The sequence below is a fragment of the Scytonema sp. UIC 10036 genome, from assembly GCF_009725235.1.
Map to the genome: position 1 here is coordinate 1 of NZ_WJFC01000071.1, position 15,824 is coordinate 15,824.

General features: G+C 40.8%; 21 protein-coding genes and 1 CRISPR repeat array. Of the genes, 12 read left to right on the forward strand and 9 right to left on the reverse strand.

The features are described from left to right. Positions 1-32: 32 nt before the first annotated feature. Together F7734_RS28865 and F7734_RS28870 are read right to left on the reverse strand one after the other, a co-directional pair. Entirely contained in the window at positions 33-404 is a 372-nt protein-coding gene (locus tag F7734_RS28865) for a hypothetical protein (RefSeq protein ID WP_207714239.1), read from the reverse strand. Positions 405-517: 113 nt separating this feature from the next. Further along, positions 518-1,936: a 1-acyl-sn-glycerol-3-phosphate acyltransferase gene (locus F7734_RS28870; RefSeq protein WP_155748025.1), complete on the reverse strand. Its 1,419-nt coding sequence runs from the start codon at positions 1,934-1,936 to the stop codon at positions 518-520. Positions 1,937-2,317: 381 nt separating this feature from the next. On the opposite strand from F7734_RS28870, the gene F7734_RS28875 reads away from it, so the two are divergent. The 3 genes from F7734_RS28875 to tsaB all read left to right on the forward strand — a co-directional run bounded on the left by F7734_RS28875 (position 2,318) and on the right by tsaB (position 6,088). After that, positions 2,318-3,178: a uroporphyrinogen-III synthase gene (locus tag F7734_RS28875; protein WP_155748026.1), complete on the forward strand. Its 861-nt coding sequence runs from the start codon at positions 2,318-2,320 to the stop codon at positions 3,176-3,178. A 167-nt stretch (positions 3,179-3,345) separates the two neighbouring features. Next, the gene (locus F7734_RS28880; RefSeq protein ID WP_155748027.1) at positions 3,346-3,570 is read left to right on the forward strand and encodes a hypothetical protein; all 225 of its coding nucleotides are present in this window, start codon (positions 3,346-3,348) and stop codon (positions 3,568-3,570) included. Positions 3,571-4,286: 716 nt separating this feature from the next. Further along, a CRISPR array of direct repeats spans positions 4,287-5,051; the repeat unit is 37 nt; unit sequence GTTTCAATCCCTAATAGGGAGTAAATGAAATTGCAAT. Between the two features lie 359 nt (positions 5,052-5,410). Next, complete coding sequence (gene tsaB, locus F7734_RS28885; protein ID WP_155748028.1) at positions 5,411-6,088, forward strand: tRNA (adenosine(37)-N6)-threonylcarbamoyltransferase complex dimerization subunit type 1 TsaB; 678 nt, start codon at positions 5,411-5,413, stop codon at positions 6,086-6,088. Between the two features lie 29 nt (positions 6,089-6,117). On the opposite strand, the gene F7734_RS28890 is transcribed toward tsaB, so the two are convergent. From F7734_RS28890 to F7734_RS28900, 3 genes are all read right to left on the reverse strand, one after another. Continuing rightward, positions 6,118-6,498: a PIN domain-containing protein gene (locus tag F7734_RS28890; protein ID WP_166482225.1), complete on the reverse strand. Its 381-nt coding sequence runs from the start codon at positions 6,496-6,498 to the stop codon at positions 6,118-6,120. Then, positions 6,495-6,725, reverse strand: coding sequence for a hypothetical protein (locus tag F7734_RS28895; protein WP_155748029.1), 231 nt, complete (start codon positions 6,723-6,725; stop codon positions 6,495-6,497). Before F7734_RS28895 ends, F7734_RS28890 begins: the two co-directional genes overlap by 4 nt. Before the next feature lie 152 nt (positions 6,726-6,877). Next, positions 6,878-8,140, reverse strand: coding sequence for an aspartate aminotransferase family protein (locus tag F7734_RS28900; RefSeq protein ID WP_166482222.1), 1,263 nt, complete (start codon positions 8,138-8,140; stop codon positions 6,878-6,880). A gap of 135 nt (positions 8,141-8,275) precedes the next feature. On the opposite strand from F7734_RS28900, the gene F7734_RS28905 reads away from it, so the two are divergent. Continuing rightward, the gene (locus F7734_RS28905; protein ID WP_166482223.1) at positions 8,276-9,340 is read left to right on the forward strand and encodes a potassium channel protein; all 1,065 of its coding nucleotides are present in this window, start codon (positions 8,276-8,278) and stop codon (positions 9,338-9,340) included. 101 nt (positions 9,341-9,441) lie between these two features. On the opposite strand, the gene F7734_RS28910 is transcribed toward F7734_RS28905, so the two are convergent. Continuing rightward, complete coding sequence (locus F7734_RS28910; RefSeq protein ID WP_166482224.1) at positions 9,442-9,645, reverse strand: element excision factor XisI family protein; 204 nt, start codon at positions 9,643-9,645, stop codon at positions 9,442-9,444. Positions 9,646-10,149: 504 nt separating this feature from the next. Here F7734_RS28910 and F7734_RS28920 point away from each other — a divergent pair. The 3 genes from F7734_RS28920 (at position 10,150) to F7734_RS28930 (ending at position 11,647) form a co-directional block, all read left to right on the forward strand. After that, positions 10,150-10,632: a hypothetical protein gene (locus F7734_RS28920; protein WP_155748032.1), complete on the forward strand. Its 483-nt coding sequence runs from the start codon at positions 10,150-10,152 to the stop codon at positions 10,630-10,632. Between the two features lie 236 nt (positions 10,633-10,868). Beyond that, positions 10,869-11,468: a hypothetical protein gene (locus F7734_RS28925; RefSeq protein ID WP_155748033.1), complete on the forward strand. Its 600-nt coding sequence runs from the start codon at positions 10,869-10,871 to the stop codon at positions 11,466-11,468. Next, positions 11,441-11,647, forward strand: coding sequence for a hypothetical protein (locus tag F7734_RS28930; RefSeq protein WP_155748034.1), 207 nt, complete (start codon positions 11,441-11,443; stop codon positions 11,645-11,647). The genes F7734_RS28925 and F7734_RS28930 overlap by 28 nt, the downstream gene beginning before the upstream one ends. Here the strand turns inward: F7734_RS28930 and F7734_RS28935 are convergent. Next, on the reverse strand, positions 11,633-11,896 hold the full coding sequence (locus F7734_RS28935; RefSeq protein WP_155748035.1) for a hypothetical protein: 264 nt from the start codon (positions 11,894-11,896) through the stop codon (positions 11,633-11,635). The genes F7734_RS28930 and F7734_RS28935 overlap by 15 nt on opposite strands. Before the next feature lie 161 nt (positions 11,897-12,057). Here F7734_RS28935 and F7734_RS28940 point away from each other — a divergent pair, with 161 nt between their 5' ends. Continuing rightward, positions 12,058-12,276, forward strand: a complete 219-nt coding sequence (locus F7734_RS28940; protein ID WP_155748036.1) for a hypothetical protein — start codon at positions 12,058-12,060, stop codon at positions 12,274-12,276. A 21-nt stretch (positions 12,277-12,297) separates the two neighbouring features. Continuing rightward, positions 12,298-12,849 carry a hypothetical protein gene (locus tag F7734_RS28945; RefSeq protein ID WP_155748037.1) on the forward strand — a complete coding sequence of 184 codons (552 nt, stop codon included), beginning with the start codon at positions 12,298-12,300 and terminating at the stop codon, positions 12,847-12,849. Positions 12,850-13,148: 299 nt separating this feature from the next. Here F7734_RS28945 and F7734_RS28950 read toward each other — a convergent pair whose 3' ends face one another. Continuing rightward, on the reverse strand, positions 13,149-13,523 hold the full coding sequence (locus tag F7734_RS28950) for a hypothetical protein (protein WP_155748038.1): 375 nt from the start codon (positions 13,521-13,523) through the stop codon (positions 13,149-13,151). A 444-nt stretch (positions 13,524-13,967) separates the two neighbouring features. On the opposite strand from F7734_RS28950, the gene F7734_RS28955 reads away from it, so the two are divergent. Together F7734_RS28955 and F7734_RS28960 are read left to right on the forward strand one after the other, a co-directional pair. Further along, positions 13,968-14,732, forward strand: a complete 765-nt coding sequence (locus F7734_RS28955) for a hypothetical protein (RefSeq protein WP_155748039.1) — start codon at positions 13,968-13,970, stop codon at positions 14,730-14,732. Positions 14,733-14,770: 38 nt separating this feature from the next. Then, positions 14,771-14,962 (forward strand): hypothetical protein, encoded by a 192-nt coding sequence (locus tag F7734_RS28960; RefSeq protein ID WP_155748040.1) that lies wholly within the window; start codon positions 14,771-14,773, stop codon positions 14,960-14,962. 238 nt (positions 14,963-15,200) lie between these two features. Here the strand turns inward: F7734_RS28960 and F7734_RS28965 are convergent, their stop codons facing one another. After that, a complete protein-coding gene (locus F7734_RS28965) occupies positions 15,201-15,455 on the reverse strand; it encodes a hypothetical protein (protein WP_155748041.1) in 255 nt (84 codons plus the stop codon). 17 nt (positions 15,456-15,472) lie between these two features. Between F7734_RS28965 and F7734_RS28970 the strand changes: the two genes are divergently transcribed. Continuing rightward, complete coding sequence (locus F7734_RS28970; RefSeq protein ID WP_155748042.1) at positions 15,473-15,751, forward strand: ester cyclase; 279 nt, start codon at positions 15,473-15,475, stop codon at positions 15,749-15,751. Positions 15,752-15,824: the final 73 nt, after the last annotated feature.

The following is a 15,824-nucleotide window of genomic DNA, read 5'->3' on the forward strand; positions in this document are numbered from 1 at the left end:
GGGTTAGGGTGGGGTAAAAAATATTTGATACATCAATCATGACTTTTCAAACATCCTCTCAGATAATGTAAGCATTGTGTGCCAAACTCGTTATATAGATGCAGGGCTATCTCAGTATCAGAGTTGGTTTTTAGCTGATATCCCCATTGTTTCAAATCGCGCTGTATACGCTCGAAGTCATAAAATTCACCATTGGCAATAATATGTAGAGTTTCATCTTGGTTGGCAATCGGTTGATCTCCGTTTTGGAGGTCGATAATACTTAGTCGTGTATGTCCTAATGCAACTCGACGGTCAGGAGAAATCCAAAATTTTTGTCCATCTGGACCTCGATGCTGCAAGCAATCAATACCTAATCTCAAAGAGGATTCGGAAATAAGTCCCTTTTGTGAAAACAAAGCCACTATGCCACACATAAAATACCCGCATTCTTTCAGAATAATTTAGATGAAAAGAGTTTATATGTAAACCGACTTAGTACCACCTGCCCTCGGTCAATATGAGAAAATTAAATACCTTACAGCTTAATCATTTTCTCCAACGCCATTTGTAAATCTTGTGTCAAATCAATAACCGCCTGTCTAGCTGCTTGACGGCTTTGCTGATACTTTGACCAACGTTCTGTTACAGAAATCGGTTCACCCACTGTTATCCGAGATTTTCTCCAACCGAGTCGAGGGCGTGCGGGGCTTTTCTCTCCTTTAATGCGAGCAATTAAGTCAAATAAAATCAAAGAGGTTTCTGCAAATCTCTCGAAAGATGGCTTTTCTAAAATATAGCTTCCTGTAACTGCAACAAAACTCTCTGCCAAACGCATATGCAGTACTCGCAAAGATGCTTCTTCTGCAATCCAATCTGCCAAACCCCTTTCTAAGGGTGATAGTGTCTGCAAATCGGGCAAATCTTTGCGGTAAATATCATCCCAAGATGCGGCTTCCAATCGACGACATCGGTCAATTATGTTTCCTTCGCTGTCCAGCCCAAAAAATTGCTCGGCTGCTTTTAGGGATCTATCTAATACTTTCTGGAGACGATTGGCGAGTATCTGGTTGCGGCTAACAGATGGATCGCTTGGTGCTGCTTGGGTGGTGCTTTGATGGTTAAAGCGATCGTAAAACTTTTCCATTTGCAAAAGGATATGTTCGCCAAGATGAAACAGTCGCTCATAGAAAAACTTCTCTCGGTCAACCAGAGTTGCTTGGCTCATTTGCTGCACTGGTAAACCGCAATCTGCTTCTAACTTTCCTAAAAGCCAATCTAGTTTTTTCCAAGATGGATTGATGTAGCTATATTGATTGTAGACTGGCACAATGAAAACCTCTTCAGTCCGATTGGCTTTGAGCAAGTCTTCCACGCACCAAAAGCCCATGTGAGCAACACCCGGTTCTAGAGGGCTGACAATTTCACTGTGTCCGTTGGTTCCTCCTTCAGGAGCGACAGCAATGGGAATTTTACCATTGGCAAATAAATCCCGTGCTGTCTTCATGCCAATTCTGTCCAATCGCTTACCTCTATGGATTGGTAAGCCGCCCAACCCAGAAAACAGCCAACCCAACCAATTTCCCGCCCATAAAGTCATTCCCCGTTCGTAAATAAAGTGAGAATGGATTGGAGATTGCAGCGAAATCCCTTTTTTACGTGCAATTTCCGGTACAGCTTTAGATACTAGGTGAAACATACACAGAGGATCGTCCACCTCAGGATGGCGAAAGGCAATTAAAAAGCGGATTTTGCCAGCCTGAAATTGTTGGTACAGCTTGGCTAACACCTCAACATTCACCGTTTCAACTTGGGCAATACCAGTTGGTAACCAGGGTCGCAACCTTAAACGCAACACAACGGGTAAAATCACTTGCATCATATAGCGTACAAGTGGGTTGTAGTGCGGTGGAATAAACTCTAGTGGTGGTTGAGCAAGTTGAATGGGATGGGGCAAGATGGCTCTCCTGATTATCTTCCGAAAGATAGAAATACTTAGTAGATCGTAAATAAGTAATATGTCTTTAAATTATAGTCGTTGCTCACCTGATTAAACATCTTCAGAAATTAATTATGCGTGCGTACAACCTTTAGAGACGCTTCAAACAGCGCGTCTCTACATTGCTTTTGGCTCTTATGTTTATTGATGAAACAAACCCCTTATTATTAAATAATATAAAGAACATCTCTACAACATTCAAAAAATCAGTGCTAAAACAGAAGAAGGATAAAGTGTGTGGGATGAAGTGAGTCTATACACTGTATCCGAAATAGAGCATCTTCATTAAGTAGGATTTATTATCCTTTATCGTTTATACTTCATACTTTTTAGAAATAAATGTTGCTAACATCATCTACCCAACTTCCCTTACACGGGAAGCGAATTCTTGTCACTGCACCTCGGAATTATGCTATGAGATTATCTAACCAGCTTGTTAACCAAGGTGCTTTACCAGTGCTCATGCCAACTATAGAAACTTGTTCGCTGGAAAATTTTACTGAATTAGATATTGCATTACAACAAATTGAGCAATTCGATTGGATTGCTTTTACTAGTAGAAATGGAATTGAGGCATTTTTCCAACGGTTGGATGAGTTACAAATCAACCCATTGGTATTGGCAAAGTGCCGTTTGTGCGCTATCGGTATAGATTCGGAAAAATTAGCTGCTTTTGGCGTTAAAGTTGATATGGTTCCAAAAGAACCCAGCCCAGCAGGAATTATTGCTGAATTAGCTAAGATTCCTAATATTGCCAAACAAACAGTGCTTGTACCAGTTCCTGAAGTGTTGGGCGTACCAGAACCTGATGTCGTTCCCAATTTTGTTGCTGGGTTGAAACAGTTGGGGATGAATGTGACTCGCGTCCCAACTTACATGACTCGCTGTTTGGAAAAAACTGTTTATGAGGTTGAATTAAGTTTAGTTAAAAAGGGCAAAATAGATGCGATCGCTTTTAGCAGTACTGCTGAAATTATGGCTTTTTTAAAAATGGTTAATTCAAAAAGCGATTATGAAAATTGTGTTATCGCTTGTTTTGGACCTTACACGGCAGCCAATGCAGAAAAATTAGGTTTAAAGGTGTCTATCGTTTCTCAAGATTATAGTTCTTTTGCAGGATTTACAGATGCGATCGCATTATTTTTTAACGGAAGATGTACAGCCCGGACTGAACAAGGAGATCGTCTCCCTTGCAAATAACTTCCGGTTATCACATTTCTGGAGAAACCGCAATGTTCCTTAGGACAAAATAGTTACACTTACGTCGAACTAAAATCCCTCAAATTGGCTGTTTGTAAGCTTTTTGGCGTAATAATCTAAATAGTTATTCCGAACGGAATACTTCTTGTTACAACATAAGGAAAATCATGGCTAACATCAAAATCGCTGAATTGCAAACCGTCAACCAAGTTGAAGAAACCGTCAACCAAGTTGAAGAACTGAGCAACGAAGATTTAACATCTGTAGTAGGTGGAATAGCTGCAGCAGGAACCGGCGGACTCTTGGATTCAGTACCAGTTGTCGGCCCACTACTAGGTGGTTTATTAGGCGGACTACCAATCGTAGGCGGAATCGTCGCACCAGCACCATAACTGAAAAAACTTGAGAAGTTGTCTCAAGTCTCGTCAGTAATAAAGTACTTCATCTTCCTATTATAGCAACAAGCTTAAAGACTGAAAACTTGATTTTGGGAATATTTCCCAAGACTTGATGACAGTTTTGTTAAGAATTCTATAATGTCGTTTGTACTTGAAGAGGGAACTACGGTTACCCTTTTCTGTAGATCGCGCACTCCTTAAACCAAACAAAAACTTGGGACAATGTCTCAAGTTTTTGTTTTGTAAACACTCAAATCCTCAAATATTCTCCCTGAACATCAAGCTGTGAGTTGAACCACTTGCAATACTTGTTGCTTAAGCCTAAAAATCCGAAAATACGTAGGTTGGGTTGAGGAACGAAACCCAACATTTACAGACATTTGTTGCGATGGTGCCAAAAAAGAGCTTGAATCCACCAAGTAGGTTGAGGAACTCTACCCAACATTCACAGACATTTGTTGGGTTTCACACACGGTAAACCTAACCTACAATTTCCTCAGCCCTTGCAGTATTGGAACCACTTGATGGCAGTTACTGCCACAACGTGCTTCCACATAGAGAACAGAGTCTAAAAATGTATAGAAACACACTTATCATACAAATTAATGTTAATCTACCCGTATACCAGTTCTTCTAGTACTGAATTACTAAAAAACTTTTCAAAATCTACTTTTCGCTTCAAAATTATGAATATAAAGTATTAGGATTCAGTTTCAATCCCTAATAGGGAGTAAATGAAATTGCAATTTGACGGTATCTAGTCCGTCTCCCCCTTTTTTTTGCGTTTCAATCCCTAATAGGGAGTAAATGAAATTGCAATTCTCCCAAGCTATCCCCTCGCGAGTTTTCTGCTCCGTTTCAATCCCTAATAGGGAGTAAATGAAATTGCAATCTGGTATTTCCAGCAAGCTGTCTAATGAAAAAGCAGGTTTCAATCCCTAATAGGGAGTAAATGAAATTGCAATACATTATGGCACATTTCACGAGCTATTCAGTAGAATTTCCGTTTCAATCCCTAATAGGGAGTAAATGAAATTGCAATCGCCATTGATTCGGCAATTGTCAGTCTGTACGGAAACTTGTTTCAATCCCTAATAGGGAGTAAATGAAATTGCAATCGATCGTACCGTATTTGAGCATTGTATTAATGTTGTTTCAATCCCTAATAGGGAGTAAATGAAATTGCAATGCCTGGGACAATTGAAAAGAGTAGAGCTTTCAAGATTGAGTTTCAATCCCTAATAGGGAGTAAATGAAATTGCAATGTGTTTTATGTCAGATATAATTTCCGATCTGTTAGTTTCAATCCCTAATAGGGAGTAAATGAAATTGCAATTTTACAAAGTTCCAGTTATAGAAATAGCATCAGGTTTCAATCCCTAATAGGGAGTAAATGAAATTGCAATCACTTTAGCGATCGCCGTCCGCGCCGCCTCATGTTTCAATCCCTAATAGGGAGTAAATGAAATTGCAATGGCAGGAGCCTGGAACTCAATCGGTATTTGGTTGTCATGGTTCAAAATCGCGGATGGCTCAATCATAGCACGAGAAATTGAGATTGACTAGAGGGAAAATGGCTGAAATCAAGGCTGGGTAAGGTGCGCGGATGGCTTGGATGGTACGCTCGCCGCTATGTCATGTACCAAAAGGAATACGGCTATTTTTCTTGTAAGGTGAATTTCAACACCTACCCATCCGCGCTTAACTGCCAGTAGTTACCACTTTTGCGAACAGTATAGCCTTTTATGAAGAGGCAGAAAATTTTCTTGTATCATTATTAAGTTAACCGAATCCTGGCAACGGGATGAAAGCACATCTTTAATCTAAACTCAGCTTGACCATTCAACTACAACACCTGCCACCAACAAAATACGGATTAGCACTCCACACTACCACTCGCGAACTGGGCTTGGCAATAAGCAACTTTGCGGGAGACACTCGTTCTCATATCTGGTATTTAGACCGTGAGTTATCCAGCCATTTACACCAGTATTTAATTGAATTTATTCAGCCTCAAACTTGGGCTGACTTGGCGTTTATTGCAGTTGCTAAGGGACCGGGTGGTTTTACAGGCACTCGCATTGGGGTTGTGACTGCTCGTACTTTGGGTCAACAGTTGGGCATTCCCGTATTTGCTGTCTCCAATTTGGCAGCTGTGGCATGGTCACACATTCGCTTGCCGCAGGCAGAAGGGGATATAAGTTTAAAGGAACCTGTTATTGCCGTACAGATGCCAGCCCAACGAGGTCAAGTTTTTGGTGGTATCTATCAACCCAACCCCAATGCTTCTGGGCTAGAGGTTCTATTACCAGATATTGCGATCGCACCAGAGGTATGGCAAGAGAAGTTAACCAATTGGAACCAACGCTATCAACTTGTTGAAGCAACATCTGGGTTAGCAGCAACTGTCACAAGCGTATTGCAACTGGCGTATTTAGATTGGCAAAAAGGTATGCGTCCTAATTGGTCAGAAGCGTTACCATTTTACGGGCAACATCCAGTAGATCCCTGATGAGTACTTCGCCTTCGTTCCATTCTGGTTTAGAGAACACAGAGGAGCGGAGCACCGTCTTGCATATCCTCAGAATAAAGAATATTTGCTCCTGCATCTAAAGCACTTGCAACAAGTAGGCTGTCCCAGAAGGAGAAATAATATTGAGTGCGTAAATTAGACGCTTCTAATAAAGTTTCGCAATAAAAGTTAACAACTCTATATTTTCTATAAAAGCTGGTAATTAAATTGGATATTTCCTGTTCAGAGAGACGTGCTTTTTTCAACAAATTTGTACAAACTTCATTAATTACCTGTGTGCTCATTACTATATTTGGCAATTTAAGTAAAGATTTTGCTACTTCAGATTTGCGTGAATCTTCGTCATCTGAAGCAGTTGTTAGAGCGTAAAACCATACATTTGTATCTATAAAATAGACTGGCTGAGGTCATAAATTTCGTCTCGCTTCAAAGGAGTTTGATTATCTACTTGAATAGGATGCTCTAGCAGATAATCAATCATATCAACTTGAGGTTGTGTTTCATCGACAAGAATAATGACTCTTACATTTTTATAGTTTTCTAATTCCTGTCTGTAACGTTCGGGAACCTCAACTAAACCATTTTGGATGTTTGCTTGAAATTCTACAGCTAACATAAAAACTTGCCTTCATCTTTCTTTTTGTATTGCGACAGCATAACATATCGAATATTTAACGTTTCGGTGCTATTTTGACAAAGTTAGCCCAAGGCAAGAAGGAGTTTCTTGACTTGGGTTTATTACTGACAAATAGCTCAACGTGAAAAACGTTATTTTGCCACTGTCGCCATTGCTTTATCAACAGCTTGCAATGCCGTGTTGATTTCCGCCTCAGTCACAATCAAAGGTGGAACAAACCGCACAACTTTAGGACCTGCAGGCACCAGCAACAAGCCTTCGTCTATGGCAGCTTTGACAACATCAGCAGCAGTTATTGGCAGATCTGCGCTCAATTCCATGCCGTCGATCAAACCCCAGCCCCTTACATCTATAATTTGATTGGGGTATTTAGCTGCGATCGCTCTTAACCCAGCACGCAATTGTTCGCCTCTCTCCCTAACATTGAGCAAGATATTCTCCCGCTCTAAGGTTTGGCAAACGGCGAGGGCGACGCCACAAGCAAAGGGATTTCCACCAAAAGTGCTGGCATGCTCTCCTGGTTGGAAAACATCACAGGATGATTTACACATCATTGCCCCAATAGGAATACCACCGCCCAAGCCTTTAGCACTGGTGAAAATATCTGGCTCAACACCAAGATGTTCATACCCCCACAAGTGACCGCTACGCCCCATTCCAACTTGGACTTCATCAAAAATCAGCAAAATACCGATTTCATCACAAATCTCTCGCAGCTTTTGGAAGTAAGCAATATCTCCCGGTCGAACACCCCCTTCTCCCTGCAATGGCTCTAATAAAATTGCCGATACGCGATAATCCCCTTCATCCAGTTCGCTAATAGCAACTTCTACTGCATTGAGATCGTTATAAGGTACATAGTGGAAACAAGGCATTAAAGGTTCAAAGTTTCTTTGATACTTTGGTTGCCCTGTGGCAGTCACCGTTGCCAGAGTTCTACCGTGGAAACTTGCTTGTGCTGTCAAAATGATGGGTTTTTCAATTTGCTGCACTGTGTGAGCGTATTTCCGCGCCAGTTTAATCGCCGCTTCGTTAGCTTCCGCCCCCGAATTGCAAAAGAAGACCCGATCCGCGCAAGAATGTTCAATTAACCACTTTGCCAACTCTCCCTGTTCTGGGATGTAATACAAATTAGAAACGTGGTGTAACTTTTGTATTTGTTGAGTTACCGCTTCCACCATAGCTGGGTGGGCGTGTCCTAGAGTGCAAGTGGCGATCCCAGCCACAAAGTCGAGATACTCTCGCCCCTGTGTATCCCAAACACGAGCGCCATTACCTCGTTCTAAGGCAAGGGGGAACCGTGCGTAAGTAGACATCACGGCTTGATTAAAACCTTCCGTATCAAAGGGGCTAGATGGTATTATCGCTTGGTCAACCAGAGTTTGTGCGCTCACTGCCCACCTCCTGAAAATTCTTCATATTACAGCGAATGGCTACTCTCTATGAGAATCCTGCAAAAAATCTTCGTACAAACATCATCTTAAGCCAGCTCTCAAATATTCTCAAACGAGTTATTTTTTAAAAAAACTGTGTATTCTACCCTCGAGCAAAAGTACAAACGCATTCAAAAAGAGTTAACAGCAGGGATGATTGCCCTCGGTGGTGTCTTTCTGGTTGGAACTTCATGGTACAAGTTCATAGAGGGCTGGTCTTGGGAAGACGCTGCTTATATGACTGTCATTACCTTGGCTACTGTAGGTTACGGTGAAACCCAACCCTTGGGAGCTAGAGGTAGATTGTTTACCATTGCCTTGATTTTAATGGGAGTTGTTAGTATTGGTTACATTGTTAATAGATTTACTGAAGCTGTTATTGAAGGTTATTTTCAACAAGGAATTCGGCTAAGAAGACAGAGGCGTTTAATGGAATCCTTATCTGAACACTACATTATTTGTGGATTTAGTCGAACAGGTCGCCAAATTGCGATGGAGTTCGGAGCGGAGGGTGTCCCTTTTGTTGTGATTGACTCCCGTATAGAATCCGTACAAAAAGCCCAATCTCAAGGTTTTATTGTATACCAGGGTGATGCCACTTTAGATGAATCTTTGTTGAAAGTAGGAATCAATCGGGCAATCTGCATCGTAGCAGCGTTACCTTCAGATGCAGAAAATTTGTATATCGTTCTGTCAGCAAAAACATTAAATCCAAGTATTCGGGCGATCGCAAGAGCTAGTAATGAAGAAGCGTTACAAAAGTTACAGCGTGCTGGTGCAGATGCTGTGGTTTCTCCTTACATTACTGGTGGAAAGCGGATGGCAGCAGCAGCCCTAAGACCTCAAGTGATGGACTTTGTCGATGGTATGCTTTCTGGGACAGACCGACAGCTTTATATGGAAGAATTTGTTCTTGATCCGATAACCTGTCCTTTTGTTGGTCAAACTCTGGGACAGGCAAGATTGCGAGGACAAACAGGAGCATTACTTCTGGCTATTCGTCGGGCGAGTGGGGAACTGATCGGTGGTCCCACGGCTGACACAGTTTTTATGGCGGGAGATGCTCTGATTGCTATGGGTACAGCCGAACAACTGCGTGCGCTTAACCAACTTTTAGGTCCTATTCGTTCTAAGACCTTACGGCGACCGAAAAAAGGTTAAGTTATCTTAAAGTAATGCGATACGGCTGTCTTCCGTTAAGCGAAGCTTATCGCGCCACTAACTATATGTCACTTCATTAATGCCGCTAGCATAGGTTAGGTTCAGCTGTCAATAATTTCAACATGAATGACTGGGTAGAAAACTCGTTTCTCTTCCTTCACCCAGCCCTGACACAGGAGCTGATACCGATTTGAGTGACGATCGAACACGGGTACAACCTGTAAGGTATTCGGGATTAGGTTTTCAGGGATTGATTCTAACAAGGTTTCGATGATGACTTGTTGGCAGATTTCAATAGGAACCATCTCGATCTCGTTTGATAGGGTATGTTGTGTTAAGGATGATGTTGATTGGGGTTCCATCGAACAATCACAAGAGCGTCAAATATCGATAGTGAATAGGCTAACACGATGAAGTGAGAGACTGTCTTGAAAGAAGGGTTGAGTGAAATAATTTGTATAAATTACTTCAAGTATTGCAAGATAAGGAATACGATTAATCCCTAGGTATCCGAGTGGCATGCGGTAATGTAAGTATTGACCAAGTGCTTGATGGCAAAATTCTACTAAATTGGTATATCAGTTTTCAAAATGCTTGAATGTATAGCACTCTAACTCACTGCTATCAAAATTCTAGATTCAGTAATAACACTAGTGACATAATTTACTGATTTATTCTTCCGATTTTCATTTTCTGTCTAAGTATACTTAAGTCATGGGTCAATTTAAATACTAAAACTTCACCAATGCTCTGCGGAAAAAAGCGATCGCGTGGGAAGACTAAGAGCAGGTCATTGAGAGAGGTTGTGTATGAAAACTTTGGGTGTTTTAGCGACGGTATTTTTATTAACAAGCGTTGTTCCTGCCTTTGCTCTCCCCAGTAACTATCAGATATCCAGTGGGTCTCGCGTATGGAGATGGGATACAAAGAATATGAAAATGTCTGACATTAGATTTAATCCTGAATTTCTTCTTTTGTCAGTACCTGCTTCAGAGTCTGATGGCAGTCAATTTAAATTGAAAGTACAGTGCGGTAATAACCCCAATTTTTACTACAAGCAATTGGATTCATCTGGCAGAACTGTAAAAATGGGGAGAGACCAAGGGTTAGTGACCCAACTTTGCATCCAAGCCGCCGAAATCAGGGATGAGTATGTCCGTCAGCTGCTAGCTAGCGAGACTTGTACCCGCATAAATCTACAATATGGTATCCGCAGCATTCCCGTGGCTCAGTTTGGCGACATGGCTAAAAAGAAAGACCGCAACGACAACGGATTTGCATGCGATTTGTAAGTATAGCAGTATTTAGAGCAAGAAATACTCCAAGGTTCTCCTTTAAAATTGGCTGTTTGATTTTTACGTTATAGATTTTTGGGCAGTTTATCCATGTTTTATTGATTCAGGCGCTCGCATTGTTTACAAAACATTTTGTTCTTCGAGTAACCGTATAAATGCTGAATATATCGGTCTGATTGACAGATTGATATACAAGTGCAAGCAATGAGACAACAACAAATAAGTAGAAGTAGATGAAAAAGTTAGAAAAGATGAAGATAATTCATTTATTTTTGTTAGTTATTGTGTTTTTAGCCATTTCGTCAACCTCTGAGAATAAGCAGCTAGGCGCAAATCAACTAAATCCACAGAAATTGGGTTTTTCCAGACCCACGAATTTCACATTTAGCGATAATCCTATGGTTGCTACTGTAGAAACCAAAAGTCAGAGTATGGATTCTTTAAATATTTCTGTAGATGATATTAAACTGACTTTAATGGCTCCTAAAGGCGCAAAAATTATTAAAAATTCTTGGGGAAGCATAGAAATTTATGCCGGAAAGAATTTTCAAATCGAAATCTGGGCTTTCCAGAACGAAAATAATATGATGGTCGAATTTAAAAAAGAAATAGAAAATAATGAGAGTAATCGTTTACAAAGATATTTAATCAATGAGGCAAATGTTATTCTGTATGAAAGCAATGTGTACGGTCATTCACAATATCACCTCAGGAGTCATAAAATGTTTGGAAATCAATTAGTTACTTGCGAAAATCTTAAAGGAGAATTCTTTTCAGAGTCTGAGGCTAGATTAATGCTGAAATCTTGTCTTTCAATTGCTCAAAAGAAGTAGATACGGAAAATTTAAGTACGAGCGGTTCACACAATTGGCGATCGCCGAACGTAAATACTGCATTGTCGGCGTTGAAAGTGCGATCGCGAGCGCGGGACGAATACACTGCTCAAATGTCAGCCTGCTTTACAATCGTGCAAGCAGCAATACGTATTTATTTGACACTAGTTAACGGCTAGGAGCGTTTGGATAAACTTGTTGTGGTCATAGTCAGTAATAATCCACGTGCTAGTTCCTGAAGATAATTTTGCCCCCCATTGGTGATTCTTGCAGTAGATCTCGACCTCAGCCCAAGTTCCAATAGATTCGTCAATAGCACAGCAAGCTGCTAGGGGATCGTGAAACTTTTTTCCTGTAGGCTTCTTTTTTAGATAAACATCCATTCCCTGCCAAATATAAGTCAGCGCACGGCTCTTATCTTTGACCAAAAGTGGAATTTTAGAGCGCAAAGGAATAAGTATTGAAGGGGAGTACGAAGAGGGTTTTCTGAAGAGAATTACTATTGAAATTGCTAATTCTACATGAAAGTTTTAACAATTGTATGCCTTTTTAACGTGGCGACTTCTAAAGCTTTGCTGCTTTAATAAAAATGGCAAGAGCGATCGCCATTAATTTCCGACTGTATTTGCCAAATACCAAGATTTGGGATACATTCGTGCTGGAGTCTGCCTACTTGTACTTCGGGATTTCTATAGAGTTGCATGAATGGGTAACAGCATTAGAAATTGAAGAAGAATTAGAAAATCAAGAGGAGTCACAGCTAGAATCGCAAGGAAAAGAAAGTGTTTTTTTAGAAACAACCTCGTAAAAAAAAATAGATAGTTAAGGTATGCCTTTTATTGTTAAGAGTCGTCATCAACCACCTGAGAGTTTGCGTAAACGTTTTGCCAACGCACTCATCATTGATGTTACTTCCCGTGGTTCAGAACCTTGGGTTCGTTTCAGCCCCATGTATCCTCATGGAGGAATTCCCGTACCGTTCTCCCCTGGGTATTTCAGCACAACCGTTGAAGGGATCTGGCAAGGTTTGAAGGTTTTTGAGTCTATAGGTGTGGATGCAGCTAAAATGTTAATAACTGATATGAAAGGTATCAAACGCTCAACACGGAAGTATGGAAAAGTATTAGGTCATCGTGCTGGCTTGACAGGAGAGCAGCTGCTGCCTTATGACAAAGCTCGTCGGCAAATTTACTTACCTTCTTACCGATGGGTACTGGAAAATTGTCTTTTGGACTTGCTCAACGAACTCGAACAGCTTGGCACTGGCAAAACAGTCGTTTTGTTAGATTACGAAACTAATTGCGACTTGGACAACCTGTCACGTCCTTTATCGCATGCAGGTCTTATCAAGCTATACCTTGAGGGGAATTGGCCGACTTAGGGTTTTTTTGAATTCAGACATTTTTATGAAACTCCCGCCTTTTTAGTACAATTAAACTGTATGAGTGCTAATTGCCATTGGCTTACCTAAACACCACTGCCGATCGACGGCGAACGGTGGGCAGTGCCAACTCTACATGCAGGCGTGGAATTTTAGAGCACCAAAGGGAGTAGTAAATTGTGCTTTTTTCCTACAGTTATTAAACTTGCTACATAGCAATCTTAAACGAGTTGTAAGAAAATTCACCCCCTTGGGGCCTAAGTTCAATTCTGTCCATTCTCCCTTCAACAAGCTCATATTCAGTCTAAAGTGTACTCAACCTCAAAGAGTTGCTCGTTGTGACGTTTTACTACGTACAATTCCTGAAAGTCATTATTGTAATCCTCCTCTCCTTTAATATCCAGACAGGTGTATTGTCCTGCTATGCTAATGCAAGGTTGATCGTAAGTTTGATAAGAACAAAAATCGCTTTCAGATAATGGTCGATCGCAATAAAACGTGCCCGAAAAGTTTTCCCTAAAAGGAATGGCAGTTTTCATTAAAATACAGTAGCGACCATCCGCAGTGTGTAACGTATGCACTGTACCCCTTTGGGTAATACATGCTAAGCCAAAGGGTAGTTGGAGTTCGCGTGCGAAGTTTAAGGGCAAGTTTTGAGTTCTTACCCAATCCATTACTTTCTGAGATTTTTTAAGTGAAGCGATTCTCCGAATTTTGCTTATTAACAGGTATGGAAAAAAAATTATTCGCACTAGTATAAAAACTACTTTTTCTTCCAGACTAAATCTTTCTTCTGGTACATTGTTCATATAGTTTGTTTTGATAGCAAAACCCTCTTATTATAAGCTTCACTAAAGACCTGTTATATCATGACCGGGTAATCAGTTACATTAAATACCCCACTCGCCTAATGCCGCACATGACGTAAGCCAATCAACCCCGGAGAAAATGGAAAATTTTTGGGGCGAGCGGGATAGCCATCGCATAACTGTCATAAAATTGCAATTACCTGGCAATTTCATTGGTTTAGCCAGATGAGGAATTGGAGGAATTAGGCGATCGCCGTTCAGTTTTCATGAGTTAATTTCGTATAAATTCGTTAATTGGAAGAAGCGAGCGTGTTATTTAACATAGAAAATTTAGGTAGAGTTGAACTTGTACTGGGAGAAAAGTTATCCTCAAATCCACGATGGAGCCTGAGAGGAAACTCGCTGATAATCGGACAATATGATAGTGGTGAGACTCATGAAAAACACTTTCTGCAAACTATTGGCAGTGGCAATTGGTATTGGTCAGAGTTTGAAGAATATCGTTTTGGCAAAACAGATAATTTACTGCAAAGTGTTTGGTTTCACATACGTGAAGTCAATTTGGATTCAGAACAACGGCTCGCAACGTGGCAATCCCAGCCACCAGTGGAAGGTTTACTACGTTTAGTCTCCTCAGAACAACTCAAACCAGAGATGGGTGATTTTCGCTTTTTTGAACCTAGTGGAAAATTCTTTACTTGCGTGACACAAGCAGCTCTTAAAGATTCAAAACATCGCCTAAGATTACGTATTGCCCGCGACTTTGATTTATTATTTGCTGACAACCAGTTTTGTGGCTGGTTACTTTCTAACCCTACCGATTACTTGGTCTATTTTTGGGAAGCTCCTTGCCCAATTCTTCAGGCAGAAGACAACTCTCTTGCCCTTTGGGTAAGTGAATATTTATATTTAGTAGCAGAGCCATACATTGACCTGATGGAAGAAGCAGCTCCCAAATTCCGAGAACAACTAGAAGAATTGCACAACAAAATTGACTTGAATTATGGAGCAGTGAATCAACGCCAAATTATTCATGATGCCATCACAGATGTCATTGAAAAATTTTATGATTGAGCAGAACTGACAACAAAACAGGACGGATACAAAAATTTATGAAAATAGACAGAGAAGAGCAGTTGACTCGAAAGTTATTGGGCTACTTTATCTGCGATCGCATATCTTGTTTTATTGTTAACTGGTATTACTTATCGGTCTGCTTAGATTACCTAGGCGAAAGTGACGATGAATGCCAAATTATAATGCCGACACACTCAGATTTGGGAATTGAATTTGCCAAATACTGAGAGTTGGGATACATTTGTGTTGGTGTCTGCCCTTTAACTGAATTAAGATGTGAGGATGAATTCTCTTGGTAAATGTGAAGGGGTCTGTTTTAGCATTGTCTCCCATTCCCTCCAGGTTTTGTAGATTGAAGAGTTGTTGGATTGGTGATTAGATTCTTATGAAGGCACTCAAACTGTCACCCAGCTCGATTCTTTTCACAGTACTAAAGTATTATACTTCGTAGGATGTAAGCAGTAATCAAGCGATCGCGCATTCCTCAAGATCGCCATCGAACAAATCTTGAATACAGGTAGCAACTATTTTAAGTGCCAAGGGATTACTACCGTAGCGATCGCACAATAACTGCTTTTGTTGCAAAGAACCGACCACTCCTTTTGTTTGTAGCAATGAGATCGCTGCTTCAGGTGAGCCTTCGAGTCTTAAAGCACGCACTGCCAATTCTATTCCTTCAAAAGCACCGATCTCCGCAGGTTTTTCTCGGCTAGTCAGCATCAGACAGCTTTGATGTTTTGTTTCATGCTTTCCCTGACCACTACACTCAGGTAGAAAATCTGTTTGAGGATGGAGAGTGGGCTATTTTAGAGTGGAAAGGTAGTGGCACTTGGCAAGGTGAGTTTGCCGGAATGCCTCCCAATGGTAAGTCGTATAAGTTACAAGGCTTCGCATTCTTTCACGTAACAAACGGGAAAATTTGTTTTCAGCGATTTCAACTGAGATCGGATTTCGGACTCTTTTGCACTTTTGGTGATTTGCTTAAGGCAGAGCCAACTCCTATGCTAAGTAGGTAGGCAGAAAGAAACAGAAATGGCTAATTGCTAATGGCTAATGGATAATTGCTAATGACAAATGGCCCTTGACAAA

Coding starts and splice junctions, on each gene's coding strand:
- F7734_RS28920 (WP_155748032.1), top strand. CDS start 10,150: ATGAAAACTTTGGGTGTTTTAGCGACGGTATTTTTATTAACAAGCGTT.
- F7734_RS28950 (WP_155748038.1), bottom strand. CDS start 13,523: ATGGATTGGGTAAGAACTCAAAACTTGCCCTTAAACTTCGCACGCGAA.
- F7734_RS28875 (WP_155748026.1), top strand. CDS start 2,318: ATGTTGCTAACATCATCTACCCAACTTCCCTTACACGGGAAGCGAATT.
- F7734_RS28925 (WP_155748033.1), top strand. CDS start 10,869: ATGAAAAAGTTAGAAAAGATGAAGATAATTCATTTATTTTTGTTAGTT.
- F7734_RS28895 (WP_155748029.1), bottom strand. CDS start 6,725: ATGTTAGCTGTAGAATTTCAAGCAAACATCCAAAATGGTTTAGTTGAG.
- F7734_RS28880 (WP_155748027.1), top strand. CDS start 3,346: ATGGCTAACATCAAAATCGCTGAATTGCAAACCGTCAACCAAGTTGAA.
- F7734_RS28945 (WP_155748037.1), top strand. CDS start 12,298: ATGCCTTTTATTGTTAAGAGTCGTCATCAACCACCTGAGAGTTTGCGT.
- F7734_RS28940 (WP_155748036.1), top strand. CDS start 12,058: ATGGCAAGAGCGATCGCCATTAATTTCCGACTGTATTTGCCAAATACC.
- F7734_RS28910 (WP_166482224.1), bottom strand. CDS start 9,645: ATGGTTCCTATTGAAATCTGCCAACAAGTCATCATCGAAACCTTGTTA.
- F7734_RS28960 (WP_155748040.1), top strand. CDS start 14,771: ATGAAAATAGACAGAGAAGAGCAGTTGACTCGAAAGTTATTGGGCTAC.
- F7734_RS28965 (WP_155748041.1), bottom strand. CDS start 15,455: ATGCTGACTAGCCGAGAAAAACCTGCGGAGATCGGTGCTTTTGAAGGA.